Here is a 16309-nt window from a genome sequence, read left to right as displayed (position 1 = left end):
TGTCGGTAGAAAAGCTGCTTTTGGCCCTTCGCAGGGACCGGCAGGAAACGAGCGCTTTCGGGACGAAACGGGACTGATCGGACTATATGGCTAGATCGGGGGGAGTTGCGGCGCAGGAAAACGAGCTTGTCGGCTTGTGGCGGCATTATCTTCCGCTGGCAAGGCCCGACATGCTGGTGGCATCTTTCGGCATCAACCTGATGTCGCTCGCCCTGCCGCTCGTCACGCTGCAGGTTTACGACCGCATCATTCCGAACCAGGCCACCGGCACGTTCACCTATCTCGTCCTCGGCCTTTTCCTAGTCCTGCTGCTTGAAACGATCCTGAAGGTCGCGCGCTCGTGGCTTGCCGGCTGGTCCGGCGCACGGTTCGAGCATCAGGCCGGCAAGCATGCGGCGGACCGGCTCCTTGAAGGCGACCTTGAGACGATCGAGGCGATCCCCGCCGGCAACCATCTGGACCGCATGACCGCCATCGATTCCATTCGCGATTTCTATGCGAGCCAGGCGGCCATTTCCTTCATCGATGCGCCTTTCATCCTGCTGTTTCTGGGGCTTCTTGCCTATATCGGGGGATGGCTTGTCGTGATCCCGGTCATCATCCTGATCCTCACCGGCTGGCTCGGCCTGTGGCTCGGCCGCGGGCTCAAAGCGGCGCTCAATGACCGCAACGTGTGGGATGACCGGCGCTACAATTTCATCATCGAGACGCTCGGTGGCATCCACACCATCAAATCGATGGCGATGGAAGCGCTGATGGAGCGCCGCTACGAACGCCTGATGGAAAGCGCGGCCGAGAGCGGCCACCGCGTGGCGCTTCTCTCGTCGCTCAGCCAGTCGGTCGGCAGCGTCGCCAACCAGCTGACGATGGTGCTGGTGGCCACTGTCGGCGCCTGGTTCGTGATCCATGACTATCTGACCATCGGTTCGCTGGCAGCCTGCACCCTGCTCGCCGGCCGCGCCATCCAGCCTGCGATGCGGGCCCTGTCGCTGTGGACGCGCTACCAGTCGATCCGCGTGGCCGAAGACAAGATCGCCGCGATCGATGCCCTGCCGCGCGAACGCCGCCACGAGGGCGACGCGCCGCCCGGTGCACTTGAGACCCTCGCGCTCCGCAACGTCTCCTTCCGCTACCGGCCGGACCTGCCGGCCGTGCTGCAGAATATCAACCTTTCGGTGAAGCGCGGCGAGATCGTCGGCATCCAGGGCGACAATGGCAGCGGCAAGACAACGCTTCTGCACCTCCTGATGGGCCGCCTGATCCCCACCGAAGGCGAATTTCTGGTGAATGGCGAAAAGCTTTATGGCGCCAGCCCCGATGCGATCCGCCAGCAGATCGCCTATCTGCCGCAGCGGCCACGCCTGCTGCAGGGTACCGTGCTTGAAAACCTCGCCTTCTTCCGGAAAGACCAGTCGCTTGATGCCTCGCTAGCCGCCGCCGCGCGCCTTGGCCTTGACGAGGTTTTCGCGCGCCTCCCCGATGGCTATGACACCAGGGTCGGCGAGGCATCGGCGTCGAGCCTGCCAAGCGGGGTGGCCCAGCGCATCGCCATTGCCCGTGTGCTGGCCCGCCACCCGTCCATCGTGCTTTTCGACGAAGCGAACTCGGCCCTCGACCAGACCGGTGAAACGCTCCTCAGGCAGGTGCTGCTGGATCTCGCGCATGATACGGGCATTGTGCTTGTCACCTACCGGCCGTCGCTTCTGGCGATTGCCAACAGGCTTTATACGCTGAAAGACGGCACCCTGACCGAGCGGCCGCCACTTGGCCAGCCGCCTCGCGCCCTGCCGCCGGAGCCGCCGGCCGGAGGTGCGCCGTGACCGATGAAACGAAAAACACCGGCGGGCCGGACAAGGCAAAGGCCGGGCGCAAGCGCGGACCTCGCCTTTCGACCGGCGGGATCGACCAACTTGCCGAAGCGCTGCGGCAGGGCCGCTATGGCTCGTTTGAAGCGCAGTCACCCTTTGCGGCAACGCTTTTCCCGCTTCTGAAGGCGCTTGGCTGGCGCGGCACGCTCAATGAGCTTTTCGAGGCCCTGCCCCACTTCGCGAGCACGCTCGGCATGGCAGAGCTGCAGAATGTGCTGGCCCTGCTCGGCTACCGCACGCAGGAGCGGCGCATTGCCCGGCTCGCCGAGATCGACCCCCGCCTTTTCCCGCTGATCTTCGTGACCGATGCCGGCAAACCTTATGTGCTGACCAAGGATGAGGCCGGCGGCGTTGCGGCCTTTGGCGGGGTCGAACATGACAAGGTCGTCCTTGATGACCCGATGATTTCGGGCACCGCCTATGTGATCGACCGGTCAGGCGAACCGACCGATCCGGGCCGCGCCCACGGCGGCTGGTTCAGCGCCATTGCCGGGCGGTTCCAGCCGGTGCTGACCCGGCTTCTGTTGATCACCTTCTGCCTGAATATGCTGGCGCTGGCTGTGCCGCTCCTCACCCTCGCCCTTTACGATCAGGTCATCCCGATCCGCGCCGGGGACGTGCTGGTCAGCCTCCTCGTTGGCGGCTTGCTCGCCGTGACCTTCGACACGGCCCTTCGTGTGGTGCGGGCGCGCCTCATCGCCTTTGCGGGCGCACGCATCGAACAGATTGTCGGCACCAGCACCTTCTCGAAAATCATCGGGCTGCCGCCAACCATGACGGAATCGGCGCCGCTCGGCAGCCAGGTTGCCAAGCTGCGCGATTTTGATTCGCTACGCGACCTTTTCACCAGCCTGCTGGTGACCGTGGCGCTTGAAATGCCGTTTGTGGTGATCTTCGTGATCGCGCTGTTCCTGATCGCCGGGCCGCTCGGTTTCGTGCCCGTCGGGATGATTGTCGTTTATCTGATCATCTGGTTGCTGCTGGCCCCGCGCATGCGGCGCGCCGTCCTCGTTTCCAGTCGTAAGCGGGCTGAACGGCACAGTTTCCTTGTCGAGATGATCTCCAATATGCGGACGATCAAGGAAGCAGCCGTCGAATCCGTGTGGCGGCAGCGTTTCCGCGAGATTTCGGCGGAATCGGCGCTGGCGCATCATTGGTCAACGCAGATTTCCTTCCTGTTCCAGACACTGGCGCAGGGCGTGATGATGCTTTCGGGCATCGCGACACTGGTGGTCGGGGTGGAACTCGCCATCACCGGCCAATTGTCGCTCGGCGCCCTGATCGCTGCCATGGCGCTGACCTGGCGGGTCCTGTCGCCGATCCAGAACCTGTTCCTGACCTTCACACGGGCCGAGCAGACAAAGCTCGCCATCGGCCAGATCAACAGCCTTATGGCGATGGAGGAAGAACCCTCCCGCCAGAAGCAATCGTCGGGCGTGGTCCGCGCGTGGCAGGGCGGCATCAGCTTCAACCGTGTGTCGCTGCGCTATAACCAGCACGGTGAACCCGCACTTCTCGGCGTCAGCTTCGATATCGAGCCCGGCGAGTTTCTCGCTGTCAGTGGCTCGAACGGGTCGGGCAAAAGCTCGATCCTCAGGCTGCTTCTCGCCATGCACCGGCCGCAAGCCGGGCAGATCACGCTCGACGGCGTCGATATCCGCCAGATCGTGCCCTCTGAACTGCGCAATGCCATCGCCTATGTGCCGCAACAGCCGAAGCTTTTCTACGGCACCATCGCACAGAACCTGCGCCTGTCGAACCCGATCGCAAGCGACGAGGATTTGCGGAAAGCCTGCCAGCTGGCCGGTGCCCTTGAAGCCATCGAAGCGCTGCCCGAAGGCTTCAACAGTCGCTTCGGCGACCAGTCGCTGGCCCAGATGAACTCGGGCCTCCAACAGAAAATCGCGCTCGCGCGCGCCTATGTAACCGATGCCCCGATCATCCTGATGGACGAACCCGCCCATGCGCTTGATGAACCGGGCGACGCCGCCCTTGTGGCAGCACTGCAGGACCTGAAGGGCGACAAGACAATCATCATGGTCTCCCACCGGCCGAGCCACCTGCGGCTGGCCGATCGCCTGATCCTGATGAACCGTGGTACAATCACCAAAGCCGGAACACCTGACGAGGTGCTTTCCACCGTAACGAGGGGAAGCTGATGGCCCGCAAATCCAAGGACAGCGTGATCGCAACCGAGGCCGCAGGCTCCGTCGCCGCCGCCCGTGCCAACGTGCCCGCCCGCACCGTCGCCTGGACGTCGACCGATGTGGCCGCCGCCATCACGCGTGAGGACGCGAAGCTCCTGTCACGCTCGGTCCTCCTTGAGGAAACCAACCCGCCTGCCGCCCTCACGCTCGCCGTGCGGGTGATGGCAGGCCTTGTTGCCGTTTTTCTCCTTTGGGCGAGCCTTTCGACCTTCGCGGAAAAAGCCGTGGCTCCGGGTGAGGTGCTGCCTTCGATGCTAACCCTGCCCGTGCAGACCAAAGACGGCGGCATCGTCAGCGATGTGATGGTACAGGAAGGTGAAACGGTGAAGATCGGCCAGCTTCTGATGCGCCTCACCGATACCCAGCTGCAGGCGCAGTATGACGGCCAGCGCGCGCGGGTGGCTGCCCTTGCCATGTCGCGCGAGCGGCAGCTCGCCCTCGCCGAAGGCCGTGACCCGCGTTTCGACCGCTGGAGCCAGGATTTCCCCGGTCTCGTTGCCGATGCCCGGCAAGCCTATGAAGCCGCCAAGGCCACGCAGGACGCCCGCATCGGTGCCGCCCATGCCGTCACCCTGACCCGCGAGGCCGAAGTGGCCGGCTTCACCGAAGAAGTCGCCGCCCTCGAGGTCCAGGTTCGCGCGCTCAAGGAATCGCTCGAAATGCGGCAGGCGCTCCTTAAAAAGGGCACTGGATCGCGCGGCAGCGTGCTTGATGCCGAGGCCGAGTATGGCCGCGAGGCCGGCGAACTGGCCGCCCGCAAAACCTCGCTCGGCCGCGCGGAAGCAGCGCTTATCGAGGCGCGCTCCAATGAAGCCGCCACCATCGAGGGCCTGCGCCGCGATGCGCTTGAAGCCGCAGCTTCCGCCGGCACCGAGCTTGCCATCGCCGAAGACAATCTGCGTGACCTGGCCGCCCGCATGGAACGGCTTGCCATTCGCGCTTCACTGAATGGCCGGGTGAACGGCCTGATTGCCACCCGTGCGGGCGCCGTGGTCGCGCCCGGTGCCACGCTCCTGACGCTGGTGCCAAGCCATGATGTGCTGGTGGCCGAGGTGAAGGTTTCCACCCGAGATATCGGCCATGTGAAACAGGGCATGCCGGTGCTGATCCGCGTCGACAGTTACAAATACGGCCGCTACGGCGGGATCGACGGCCGGGTGGACCGCGTGTCTCCCGATACATTCGATGCCCCCGACGGCAGTGTCTATTACAAGGCCCGCGTGGTGCTGGAGAAGACCTATGTCGGCACCGATCCGGCCTCCAACCAGATCGTGCCGGGCATGACGGTGACCGCCGATATCCAGACCGGTGAGAAGAGCCTGATGGGCTATCTGATTCGCCCGATCCGCACATCGCTTGCCACCGCCTTCGCGGAGCGCTGACCGTGGCGGCGAAGGCAAAGAAAGTGCGGTTGATGAAACCGGCCGAAATCAACGAGTTTTTCGCCCGGCTGGAAGCCAGGAACCCCGAACCCAAGGGCGAACTTGAATATGTGAACGAATTCACGCTGCTGGTCGCGGTTGTGCTTTCGGCGCAAGCGACCGACGTTGGCGTGAACAAGGCAACCCGGGCGCTTTTCAAGGTGGCGGATACGCCGGAAAAGATGCTGGCGCTTGGCCTTGACGGCCTCAAGTCGCATATCAAGACCATCGGGCTTTATAACGCCAAGGCCGAGAATGTGATGCTGCTGTCGAAGCGGCTGGTGGATGTGTACGGATCCGAAGTCCCGCGCGACCGTGAGGCGCTGGAAAGCCTCGCCGGTGTCGGCCGCAAGACGGCGAATGTGGTCCTGAACATCGCGTTCGGCGAGCCCACCTGCGCGGTGGACACCCACATCTTCCGCGTTGCCAACCGCACCGGCATGGCGCCGGGCAAAACCCCGCTTGCGGTCGAGAAGAAGCTGATGCAGGTGATCCCAGCCCCCTTCGCCCGGCACGCTCATCACTGGCTGATTCTGCACGGCCGCTACATCTGCAAGGCGCGAAAGCCCGATTGCGTGGCATGCCCGGTGATCGATCTTTGCCAGTTTCCCGAAAAGACGGTGGCCTGAGATGGCGGCGCTGCACCCCCGGCTTGCTGCCGATACGGTGCCGGTTTGTCGGCTGGGACTTTGTCATGTCCTTCTCATGAAGGACGCCAATTACCCCTGGCTGATCCTCGTGCCGGACCGCGAGAATATCACCGAGATCTTCGAGCTTGAAGCCACCGACCGCGCAACCCTTACGGAAGAAATTGCCTTTGTTTCCAGCCGGTTGAAGACAGCCTTTTCGGCTGACAAGATCAATGTTGCAGCCCTTGGCAACATGGTGCCGCAGCTGCATGTGCATGTGATTGCCCGCTTCCAGGCTGACCCCGCCTGGCCCGCGCCGGTATGGGGCAAAGTGCCCGCTGCTCCCTTCGGTGAAGGCGACCTCGACCGTTGGCTTGAAGGCCTGCGCGACATCCTGCAGCCCTGAACCGCAGGGGTGCCTTCAAATTAGCTGTTCCTTCAACTAAACCAATGTTTTATGGTTGCATGTGCGAGCGGGTAGCAACGGGAAGCCCGCATTTGGAAGCAAGGGAGAGAGACTATGGCACAGGAACTTCGTTATCTGATGATCGCCGCCCTCGTGGCTGGTGTTGCCGCGTGCGGCGAGAAGAAAGAAGAAGCAGCCACGGAAGAAGCTCCGGCTGCGGAAAGCACCATGGAAGAAGCCAAGGATTCCATGAAGGACATGGCTGACGAGGCAAAAGAAGCTGCTTCGGATGCTGCCGACGACGTGAAGGAAGCTGCTGAAGAAGCCGCTGACGATGTGAAGGACGCGGCTGAAGAAGCCGCCGACGACGCTGGCAAAGCCATGGACGACATGAAGGACAAGGCTAAAGAAATGATGGACGACGCCGAGAAAGAAGCTGAAGAGGCCACCGAGCCCGACGCCTGATTCTTCCGGCAGATCGCCAGAAAGACAAGGGGCAGGCCGCAGCGATGCTGGCCTGCCCCTTCGTTTTTTGAAAAGCCCGCGTCCTAGTGACGGAAGTGGCGCATGCCAGTGAAGACCATAGCAAGGCCCGCCTCATTCGCGGCCTTGATCACATCGTCGTCGCGGATCGAACCGCCGGGCTGGATGATCGCGGTCGCGCCTGCCTCGGCAGCGGCCAGCAGGCCATCCGCAAACGGGAAGAAAGCGTCCGATGCCACAACCGACCCTTTGGCGAGGCTGTCGGCTTCACCCGCAAGCTCAGCGGCCTCGCCCGCACGGATGGCGGCAATACGGCTGCTGTCCCGCCTGTTCATCTGGCCCGCGCCAATGCCGACGGTCATGCCGTCCCGCACATAAACAATCGCGTTCGATTTCACATGCTTGGCCACCTGGAAGGCAAACAGCATGTCTTTCAGTTCCTGCTCGCTCGGCTTGCGTTCGGTCACAACCTTCAGGTCATCGACCGTCACACGGCCAGTATCGCGGTTCTGCACAAGGAAGCCCCCAGCGACGGATTTGACCATCTGCGCGCCCTGTGCCGGGTCGGCAAGGCCACCGGTCACCAGAAGGCGAAGGTTCTTCTTGGCGGCCACGATGGCGGCAGCCTCGTCCGTCACCGCCGGCGCGATGATCACCTCGGTGAAGACCTTGACGACTTCTTCGGCCGTTTCAGCGTCGAGCGTGCCGTTGAGCGCCACGATGCCGCCGAAAGCCGACACGGGATCGCACTTCAGCGCCTTTTCGTAGGCAGCCTTCAGGCTCGTGCCCGTGGCCACGCCGCACGGGTTGGCATGTTTGATGATGGCAACCGTCGGCACCCTGGCGTCAAATTCGCTGACAAGCTCAAACGCGGCATCGGTGTCATTCAGGTTATTGTAGGAAAGTTCCTTGCCCTGCAGCTGCTTCGCCGTGGCGATACCGGGACGCTGTTCGTTGGTGCGATAGAAGGCTGCCGACTGGTGCGGGTTTTCGCCGTAGCGGCAGTCCTGCACCTTTTCACCCGCGAAGGTCAGGCGGTCGGGGTATGCGTTGCCAAGTTCGCCCGCAAACCAGCGCGAAATGGCGCTATCATAGGCGGCGGTGCGGCTGTAGGCCTTGGCAGCGAAACGCTTGCGGGCATCAAGGCGCGTGCCGCCGTCGGCTTTCAACGCCTCGATCACTTCCGCATAGTCGGCAGGGTCGGTGAGGATCGTCACGAAACCGTGGTTCTTGGCGGCGGAGCGCACCATGGCAGGGCCACCGATATCGATATTCTCAACACAGTCTTCGTAGGAGCCGCCCTTGGCGACGGTTGCCTCGAACGGATAAAGGTTGATGGCGACAAGATCGATGGCGCCAATGCCGTGTTCGTCCATCGCGGCCTTGTGGGTCGCGTTATCGCGCAGCGCCAGAAGGCCGCCGTGGATCATCGGATGCAGCGTCTTCACACGGCCGTCCATCATTTCGGGGAAGCCAGTGTGATCGGCCACTTCCTTCACGGGCAGGCCCGCATCGCGGATCGCCTTGGCAGAGCCGCCGGTCGACAGGATTTCGACACCCGCGGCCACGAGCGCCTGGGCGAGCTCGATGAGGCCGGTTTTATCGGAAACGGAAAGAAGGGCGCGTTCTATGCGGACGAGATCGGTCATGTACCAAGCCTTGCTTTAATAAAAGGGCGTGGCAGACCGGACCCGGTGCCCGGCGCCTGCGCCGTCAGATTTTGCTACTCACCCGGACGAGGGCCCACGCGCAACCCATTTCAAGGCCGTCGCTGCGGTCGAGGCGGACCACGATCTGGTGCGTGCCCTGCATATCGGTCGGGCGCGGCAGATAGAGGCTTTCCTCAAGCCGGGCTGCGCCGCCCTCCACTGTGAAGCGCCACAGGGAGCCACTGCGCGTCTCGAGGAAAATCATGCCACCTTCATCCTCGCGGGGCTTGATAGCGGGGTGCAGATGAAAGCGCAACAAGACTTCGCCGCTGCCCATCCCGCGCCGCCGTGTGGAAGAGAGGATATCGGCCCCGTCCAGCCGGTTACCATCCGGGCGCAGGTAAAGCTTGCGGATATGCCGCGCGCCGAACCGCTTCACATAACCATCGTGCGCGATCTCGAGAAGGGTGCCGTCTGGCCCCGCTTCGCGCGATGCCGTCACGCTGCGGACGCCGTCGCCGAGCCGCCCGTCATCGAGAATCCGGCACGAGTTACGGTCCCCGATGATCAGGGTTGAATGCGCCGCACTTGTCCGCGCAAGACCATGCAGGGAGGCAAGCGGCCCGCTTTCCGGACCCGAGCCCATATTGACGATGATCCGGTCGGCCCCGTGCGAAAATTCGAAACTGCCGGTGCCGGCATGCGCGTGGCGCGACAGCTCCGGCGCCGGCGGCGGGCCGGAATCGACGATCACACAGCCGCGCCCGAGCGCCATCCGCTGGTAGCCCGTGTGGGCGGCGTTCTCGATCGGCTTGCCGCGCGCATCCGATGCCGCGAGCACTGCGTCCGTCCCGTGGCCACCTTCGGCCGACACGCCGTTGAAACCGGCGAAACTGCTGTCCCCATGGCGGAGCGCGCGGATGAAAGGCCCGATCCGGTCAAGTGCCGTTTGCAGGAAGGCAGGCGGTTCGCCCTTCACCCCCACGAAGCTGTCCCGCACAAGGATCAGAAGCTGCATGGCGCGGATGGCGTCCGAAGGATCACGGCTCGCCGGGCCGCCGTCGGGCAGGACGAAAGCCGTAACCTGCCGCTCCAGCGCCTTCACGCCCTTCAGTCGCCATGCCTGCCCGCCAGGCAACAGGACACCAGCCATGGTAAGAGCTGCTGTTGTGTAAAGGCGCGGAAGGCCGGGATCGGCATCATCCAGCACCCGCATCAGGTGGCGGGCCTGCCGCGCCATGGTCAGTAGAATCGACGAGCGATAGACAAGATCACCCGACGACATGACCAGCGGCGCATGCGCCAGCCAGTGGATGAGCCGCCGGGCCAGCGTCTCTGCTGCCCAGATGGCTGGATCATAATCCTGCCCGATGGCGAGCCAGCCGCGGGTGAGACGCTCGGCCACCGCACGCGCCTCACGCTGGTCGCCCACCTGCGCCAGATCCTGCAGCCAGTGAAAGCGGTGGGCATAGGCGAAGGCGTCGGCGCCCGAAATGGTGAGGAGCTTCCAGAAATTGTCGTCAATCGGCAGGCTTGTCTCGCCCGCCATCATCTCGCCGCCGAGAAGGGCTGACCCCATAACGGCGCTGCCGGGGGCCGGGTCATCCGGCGAGAACAGAAGTTGGACCGGGTGTCGCCCCTTCAGGCGGTGACCATAAAGCTTTGTTCTGTATCCCCATTCACGGAGGCTTCGGAAAAAGTTGTCCCGGACTTCAGCAAGCGTTCCACGGCCTTTCGCACGGACGATCTCGGCGCGCTGGGCAGCGCCGGCGACATCGAGAAGCGAAAATTGCTGGCTGGCCGGTTTCACGCCCGCCGGTCCTTTCTGTGAATGAGGATTTATCCCCTGAGGGCCTTGATATTGTCGGCATATTTCGACGGGCCACCCTTGAAGGTGGCGCTGCCAGCCACGAGCACGTTGGCGCCCGCCGCAATCACCTGCTTCGCAGTTTCCACATTCACGCCGCCATCGACCTGAAGGTCGATATCAAGGCCGAGGGCATCGATACGCTTGCGGATCGCCTCGATCTTGCGGAGCTGGCTGGTGATGAAGGACTGGCCGCCGAAACCGGGGTTCACCGACATCACAAGGATGAGGTTCACGTCTTCATAGAGATATTCAAGCACGCCTTCAGGTGTCGACGGATTGAGCGAGATACCCGGCTTTTTGCCAAGGTTGCGGATCGCCTGAAGCGTCCGGTGCGTGTGCGGGCCGGCCTCGGCATGCACGGTGATGATGTCCGAGCCTGCGTTCGCGAAGGCTTCAAGATACGGATCGACCGGTGCGATCATCAGATGCACGTCGAAAACCTTGTCCGTATGTGGCCTTAGCGCCTTCACGACGTCTGGGCCGATCGTGATGTTCGGCACATAATGGCCGTCCATCACATCGATATGGATATAATCGGCGCCGGCGAGGTCGACGGCACGCACCTCTTCCCCGAGCTTCGCGAAGTCGGCGGAGAGAATCGAAGGGGCTATTTTGATATTGTTGCTCATAGGCGCCTCATAGCATTCACGCCCCTCCCCCGCAAGGCGGAGACACGGGGATTTTAGCGGCTTTCAGGCCCGAATGATGCGGGCCGCATAGAAGCCATCGACACCGCCTTCATCGGCCTGCATCGAAGGCAGGGTCAGAAGGTCGCCCTTCTCCGTGACAAAGGCCGAAATCCCGCCGACATCATCGACAGTTAACGCCTCCCGGCGGGCTTCCGGCGTGCGGACCAGAAAGGCCTCGATTTGGTCGATGCCTTCTGATGGCTCCAGCGAGCAGACACAGTAAACCATCCGGCCGCCGGCGGGCAGCAGGCTGAAGGCATGGTCAAGGATGCGGGCCTGCAGATCGGCAAGCTTTTCGACATCGGCCCGGCCCTTGGTCCACATCACATCGGGATTGCGGCGGAGCGTACCGGTCGCCGAGCAGGGAGCGTCCACAAGGATCGCGTCGGCTGCCGCCACGGCCGGCACATAGGAGGCAGCGTCTTCAGCCTCGATCTCCACCCGTTCCTCAAGGCGGACACGGGCGATATTCTCGGCCAGACGCTTCAAACGGTTCTTGTTGCGGTCAACCGCCGTGACGTGGGCACCGCGTGCCGCCAGCTGCATCGTCTTGCCGCCAGGGGCAGCGCAGAGGTCCAGCACATGCTTGCCGGACACATCCCCAAGGAGCGTGGCCGGGATGGCGGCAGCCATATCCTGCACCCACCAGTCACCCGCCTCGAAGCCGGGCAGGGCCCGCACATCGGTCAGGCCGCGGCGGAGCGTGCCTGTGGGCATCAGGGTTGCTTGCAGCTTTTCAGCCCAGACAACTTTACTGCCCTCGTCCTTCAGGCTGATGTCAAGCGGCGGCACGGAGCGGAGCGACAGGCCAATCGCGGCGACGGCCTCACGCCCATATGCTTCCGTCCAGCTTTCGCGCAGCCAGTCGGCAACATCAAGCTCGGGGGCTGCATTGAGGGCAGCGACCCACTCATCCTTTTCACGCACGGCGCGGCGCAGGACCGCGTTGACGAGTGGTGCGAAGCCCGCTTCCTTGCCGTTTAGGTTTTTGATGAGGCCAACCGTCTGATCGACCGCCGCATGCGCCGGTGTATCGAGGATCAGGAGCTGGGCAAGCGCCACCAGAAGCGCATGGCGCGTCCATGTGGCTTCAAACGGCAGGCCGCCCTTAGAGAGAAGACCGTCCATCACATGGGTGAGGCTGCCCTTGCGGCGCAGCACGGTCATCACGAGTTCGAGCGCAAAGGCGCGGTCGCGCGGCTCGAGCTTCGCGCCCGCCGACAGTTCATCAAACGCCGCCTCGAACGGCCGCCCCTTGAGGAGCACCGCCATCAGCACACGCACGGCCACGGTCCGGGCTGGTATGCCGGCCGTCATCTCTGTTTTCTTGTCGCTCATGGCCCTCCTTTGACCACAAAGGCGCGACAGAAGAAAGCGGAACTTGCGCCGGTGCCCACGGCCGCGCTAAGGCTTTTTCTCGAGGGGAGAGAAGCGATGCTCAAAACCATCCGGATCGACAGCCGTTACAAAGGCCCACCGACCAGCGGCAATGGCGGCTATGTGTGCGGGCTTCTGGGGCAGGCCATGGTGGAAGCCGGCTACAACGGCGCGGTTGAAGCGAGCCTGAAGGCTCCACCACCCCTGGAGATCCCCCTCACCCTGACGGCAAGCCCGCAGGAAGCTCGGCTCAGCCTTGACGACCGGCTTCTCGGTGTGGCCACCGCCGTGACGCTTGATCTTGACGTACCCGCCGTGCCGGCGGCCGACGATATCCTGCCCGGCCCGTTGAACGCACTTGAACGCGAAGGCGCCTTCCGGCCGTTTGGCACCTGTTTTGTCTGCGGCGCCGACCGCAAGCCCGGCGACGGCCTGTGCATCGCCTGCCATGAGGTAAAAGACCGGCCGGATGTCGTCGCCACCACATGGACGCCCGACGCCAGCCTCGCCCGCCCCGGCGCACTGACCGTCGACCCCGTGTTCCTGTGGTCGGCGCTTGATTGCCCCGGCTATTTCGCCTGTGCGTGCGGCGAGCCCGCGCTCCTCGGGCGACTGACCGCTGAAATCAGCGGCAGCCTCAAGGTGGACGAACCCGTCACCGTGATGGGTTGGAACCTTGGCGGCGAGGGCCGCAAGCGCCAGTGTGGCACCGCGCTTGTCCGCGCCGATGGCACGATTGTCGCCAAAGCGCTCGGCCTGTGGGTGAAGGTGGATGCTGCCGTCATCGCCGGGGCAGCTGCATGAACCGGCTTGCGGCGGGCCTGAAGCCCTATTTCGCCCGCGCGACACTCGCCAACTTCCTGCTCGGCATTTCAAGCGGCTTTCCGCTGACGCTGGTGGTCAGCCTTACCGGTATCTGGCTGGCGCGTTATGGCGTCGACAAGAAAACCATCGGCATCTTTGCGCTCGCCACCGTGCCCTATGCCTGGAAGTTCCTGTGGTCACCGGTGATCGACCGGCTGCATCTCGGCCCGTTTGCCCGCCTTATCGGGCATCGGCGGTCCTGGCTCTTTCTGATCCAGATCGCGCTTGTCGCGGTGATCGTGGCGCTTTCGACGCTCGACCCCTCGCTGGATGTCGCCCTTGTCGGGCTTCTGGTGATCGCCGCCGGCTTCCTGTCGGCAAGCCAGGATATCGTCATCGACGCCTACCGGATCGAAATCAGCGAAAGGCACCAGCTGGCCCACGCAGCCGCCATGGTCGCCTTCGGCTACCGCGCCGGTGGCCTGCTTGCCGGATTCGGCACGTTGCACATTGCCGATATCTACGGCTGGCACGTCGCCATCCTGTCGCTAGCCGTGCTTGTCATTCCGGGCGCACTTGCTGCCCTCTGGATCGGCGAACCCGACCACACCAAAGCCGAAGCCCTGATCGAGCAGGACCATGCCGCCCACAAAGCCTCGCGCTTCATGACCTTCTTCCGCGAGGCGGTGATCCTGCCCTTCAAGGAATTCACGAGCCGCGACGGCTGGCTTCTGATCCTCGCCTTCATCTTCCTCTATAAGGCCGGCGATGCGCTTGCCGCTATCATGACCGGGCCGCTTCTCGTGGACCTCGGTTTCACCGACGGCGAGATTGCGGATTATAACAAGGCAGTCGGCACCTTTGCCCTTTGGGCGGGGATTGCGCTTGGTGGTTTTCTGTATGGGGTCGCCGGCACCTACCGCGCCCTGTTCATCGCTGGCGTACTGATGATGGCCACCAATTTCGTCTTCGCGTGGCTCGCCATCGTCGGGCACGACAATATGGCGCTGGCGATCACCGTGGCGGCGGAGAATTTCGCCACCGGGCTAGGCAACACGGTCGTCATCGCTTATCTCTCCAGTCTCTGCAACCTTGCCTTCACAGCCACGCAATATGCGCTCCTCTCCTCGCTTGCGAGTCAAGCCCGCGCACTGTTCGGCACCTCGTCGGGCGTGATGGTCGAAAGCCTCGGCTGGGTACAGTTCTTCATCCTGTCCGGCCTCATCGCGCTTCCGGGGCTTGTCGTCCTCGTGATACTCTGGCGCCGAGCCGCAAAGGCACCGTCCGCCATCCGATGAATGTCATGCCTTTGTCATCAAGGGGGCGTATGACGTGCCGATAACGATGAAGGCCAATATCCAAGGATGGTCCAGATGAAACGTTACGCCCTCCTTCGCCCCCGCATTTATGCAGCGCAAGCCATCGCCGGCGCCCAGACCTACGGTCGTGTCGGCAGCCTTGAAGTGCGCCTCGCCCGTTCGTGGAACGAGATCAAGGCGGCGCAAAAGCTGCGCTATTCGATCTTCTACGAGGAAATGCAGGCAAGGCCCGACTGGACCTGCCGCCTGACCCGCCGCGATATCGATGCCTATGACGCCATCGCCGACCATCTTCTGGTGATCGACCATGACCTGCCGAAATCGAAGCGGATTGTGGGCACCTACCGCCTGCTGCGGCAGGAAGTGGCCGAGCGTCACAAGGGTTTTTATTCAGCGAGCGAGTTTGACCTTTCGACCCTGATGAGTGCTGAGTTCCGCCAGAATCTGGGCGGTGGCCGCCAGCTTCTGGAGCTTGGCCGGTCGTGCGTGCATCCCGATTACCGCGCCAACAGCACGATCAACATGCTGTGGAAAGGCATCGCCGAATATCTGAAGGAGCATCGCATCGCCTGGATGTTCGGTTGCGCGAGCTTCGAGGGCACCGACCCCGAAGCCTTCCGCGAGGCGTTCGCCTACCTGCATCACAATCATCTTGTGCCGGACGACTTTGCCGTCAAGGCACTGGATGACCGCTATGTGCCGATGAACATGATGGCTGCGGGCGAGATCGATGCCCGTCGGGCGCGCCGGGCGTTGCCCCCTCTCATCAAGGGATACCTTCGCCTTGGCTGCCTGATCGGCGACGGCGCGGTGATTGATCATCAGTTCGGCACGACGGACGTGTTCATCCTTCTGCCGGTTGAAAAGATCGCCGACCGCTACAGCCGCCATTATGATCTGGCAGCCGAAGCGAACGACGGTCAGGACACCGCAGCGGCCTAAAGCTTCCGGAAAATCACCGACAGATTGTTCGCCGGCATCTCGACAATGTCGGGGTCGGCGAACTGTGCGCGAAGGGCGATATCCGCCACGCTTTCAAGGTTGCGCACGCCCCAACGCGGGTTCCTGAGCTTCAGGGACTGGTCGAACAATTCGTTCGAGGCCGCGGTATGCTCGCCGTTACGCTTGAAGGGACCATAGAAATAAAGGATGCCGCCGGGCGCCAGCACACGGGCCGCTTCGCGGATCAGCGTCTGCATCGCCTCCACCGGCGCGATATGGATGAGGTTGATCGCCAGCACCGCCGTCACCTCGGACGGCAGGGTATCGAGCGGCCAGGGCACCTGCATCACATCGAGCTTGCGGGGGGTGAGAATATTTGATGCTCCCACATATTTCGCCCAGGTCAGGGCGCTGACCAGATGGTCGCGCTCAAGATCCGTCGGCAGCCAGTGGTGCGCCTTGAATTTCGGTGCCATGAAAGCGGCATGCTCACCGGTGCCGCAGGCAAGCTCGAGGATCGTGCCATGCTGGGGCAGGTGTTCCCTCAGCACTTCATAGATCGGCTGGCGATTGCGCGACGTGGCAGGCGCGTGCAGCCGGCCGTTACCATGATCGAGGGGTTCGAAGAAACGTTTGTCGGTCACG

At 63.3% G+C, this 16309-nt stretch carries 14 protein-coding genes; 9 read left to right on the top strand and 5 right to left on the bottom strand.

What is annotated here, in order from left to right; translation table 11 throughout:
• Positions 1 to 86 precede the first annotated feature (86 nt).
• The 6 genes from OU694_RS11210 (at position 87) to OU694_RS11185 (ending at position 6996) form a co-directional block, all read left to right on the top strand.
• Positions 87 to 1820 carry a peptidase domain-containing ABC transporter gene (locus OU694_RS11210; protein ID WP_308911096.1) on the top strand — a complete coding sequence of 578 codons (1734 nt, stop codon included), beginning with the start codon at positions 87 to 89 and terminating at the stop codon, positions 1818 to 1820.
• Positions 1817 to 4027, top strand: a complete 2211-nt coding sequence (locus tag OU694_RS11205) for a peptidase domain-containing ABC transporter (protein WP_308911095.1) — start codon at positions 1817 to 1819, stop codon at positions 4025 to 4027. The genes OU694_RS11210 and OU694_RS11205 overlap by 4 nt, the downstream gene beginning before the upstream one ends.
• Entirely contained in the window at positions 4027 to 5457 is a 1431-nt protein-coding gene (locus OU694_RS11200; protein WP_308911094.1) for an HlyD family type I secretion periplasmic adaptor subunit, read from the top strand. Before OU694_RS11205 ends, OU694_RS11200 begins: the two co-directional genes overlap by 1 nt.
• A 32-nt stretch (positions 5458 to 5489) precedes the next feature.
• Positions 5490 to 6125: an endonuclease III gene (gene nth, locus OU694_RS11195; RefSeq protein ID WP_308911093.1), complete on the top strand. Its 636-nt coding sequence runs from the start codon at positions 5490 to 5492 to the stop codon at positions 6123 to 6125.
• Between the two features lies 1 nt (position 6126).
• Complete coding sequence (locus OU694_RS11190) at positions 6127 to 6531, top strand: HIT domain-containing protein (protein WP_308911092.1); 405 nt, start codon at positions 6127 to 6129, stop codon at positions 6529 to 6531.
• Between the two features lie 114 nt (positions 6532 to 6645).
• Positions 6646 to 6996, top strand: coding sequence for a YtxH domain-containing protein (locus OU694_RS11185; RefSeq protein ID WP_308911091.1), 351 nt, complete (start codon positions 6646 to 6648; stop codon positions 6994 to 6996).
• 83 nt (positions 6997 to 7079) lie between these two features.
• Here OU694_RS11185 and purH read toward each other — a convergent pair whose 3' ends face one another.
• The 4 genes from purH to OU694_RS11165 all read right to left on the bottom strand — a co-directional run bounded on the left by purH (position 7080) and on the right by OU694_RS11165 (position 12560).
• Positions 7080 to 8663: a bifunctional phosphoribosylaminoimidazolecarboxamide formyltransferase/IMP cyclohydrolase gene (gene purH / locus OU694_RS11180; RefSeq protein WP_308911090.1), complete on the bottom strand. Its 1584-nt coding sequence runs from the start codon at positions 8661 to 8663 to the stop codon at positions 7080 to 7082.
• A gap of 64 nt (positions 8664 to 8727) precedes the next feature.
• On the bottom strand, positions 8728 to 10473 hold the full coding sequence (locus OU694_RS11175) for a heparinase II/III family protein (protein WP_308911089.1): 1746 nt from the start codon (positions 10471 to 10473) through the stop codon (positions 8728 to 8730).
• 29 nt (positions 10474 to 10502) lie between these two features.
• The gene (rpe, locus tag OU694_RS11170) at positions 10503 to 11162 is read right to left on the bottom strand and encodes a ribulose-phosphate 3-epimerase (protein WP_308911088.1); all 660 of its coding nucleotides are present in this window, start codon (positions 11160 to 11162) and stop codon (positions 10503 to 10505) included.
• Between the two features lie 63 nt (positions 11163 to 11225).
• Entirely contained in the window at positions 11226 to 12560 is a 1335-nt protein-coding gene (locus tag OU694_RS11165) for an RsmB/NOP family class I SAM-dependent RNA methyltransferase (protein WP_308911087.1), read from the bottom strand.
• 96 nt (positions 12561 to 12656) lie between these two features.
• On the opposite strand from OU694_RS11165, the gene OU694_RS11160 reads away from it, so the two are divergent.
• The 3 genes from OU694_RS11160 (at position 12657) to olsB (ending at position 15664) form a co-directional block, all read left to right on the top strand.
• Positions 12657 to 13403 (top strand): hypothetical protein, encoded by a 747-nt coding sequence (locus tag OU694_RS11160; RefSeq protein WP_308911086.1) that lies wholly within the window; start codon positions 12657 to 12659, stop codon positions 13401 to 13403.
• Positions 13400 to 14701 carry an AmpG family muropeptide MFS transporter gene (locus OU694_RS11155; protein ID WP_308911085.1) on the top strand — a complete coding sequence of 434 codons (1302 nt, stop codon included), beginning with the start codon at positions 13400 to 13402 and terminating at the stop codon, positions 14699 to 14701. Before OU694_RS11160 ends, OU694_RS11155 begins: the two co-directional genes overlap by 4 nt.
• 75 nt (positions 14702 to 14776) lie before the next feature.
• Complete coding sequence (gene olsB, locus OU694_RS11150) at positions 14777 to 15664, top strand: l-ornithine N(alpha)-acyltransferase (protein WP_308911084.1); 888 nt, start codon at positions 14777 to 14779, stop codon at positions 15662 to 15664.
• On the opposite strand, the gene OU694_RS11145 is transcribed toward olsB, so the two are convergent.
• Complete coding sequence (locus OU694_RS11145) at positions 15661 to 16308, bottom strand: DUF938 domain-containing protein (RefSeq protein ID WP_308911083.1); 648 nt, start codon at positions 16306 to 16308, stop codon at positions 15661 to 15663. The genes olsB and OU694_RS11145 overlap by 4 nt on opposite strands.
• Position 16309 lies beyond the last annotated feature (1 nt).

This window comes from Pseudokordiimonas caeni, assembly GCF_026719705.1.
Taxonomy (GTDB): domain Bacteria; phylum Pseudomonadota; class Alphaproteobacteria; order Sphingomonadales; family Kordiimonadaceae; genus Gimibacter; species Gimibacter caeni.
The sequence above is the reverse complement of the archived record's forward strand: the minus strand, read 5'-3'. Positions and strand labels throughout refer to the sequence as shown.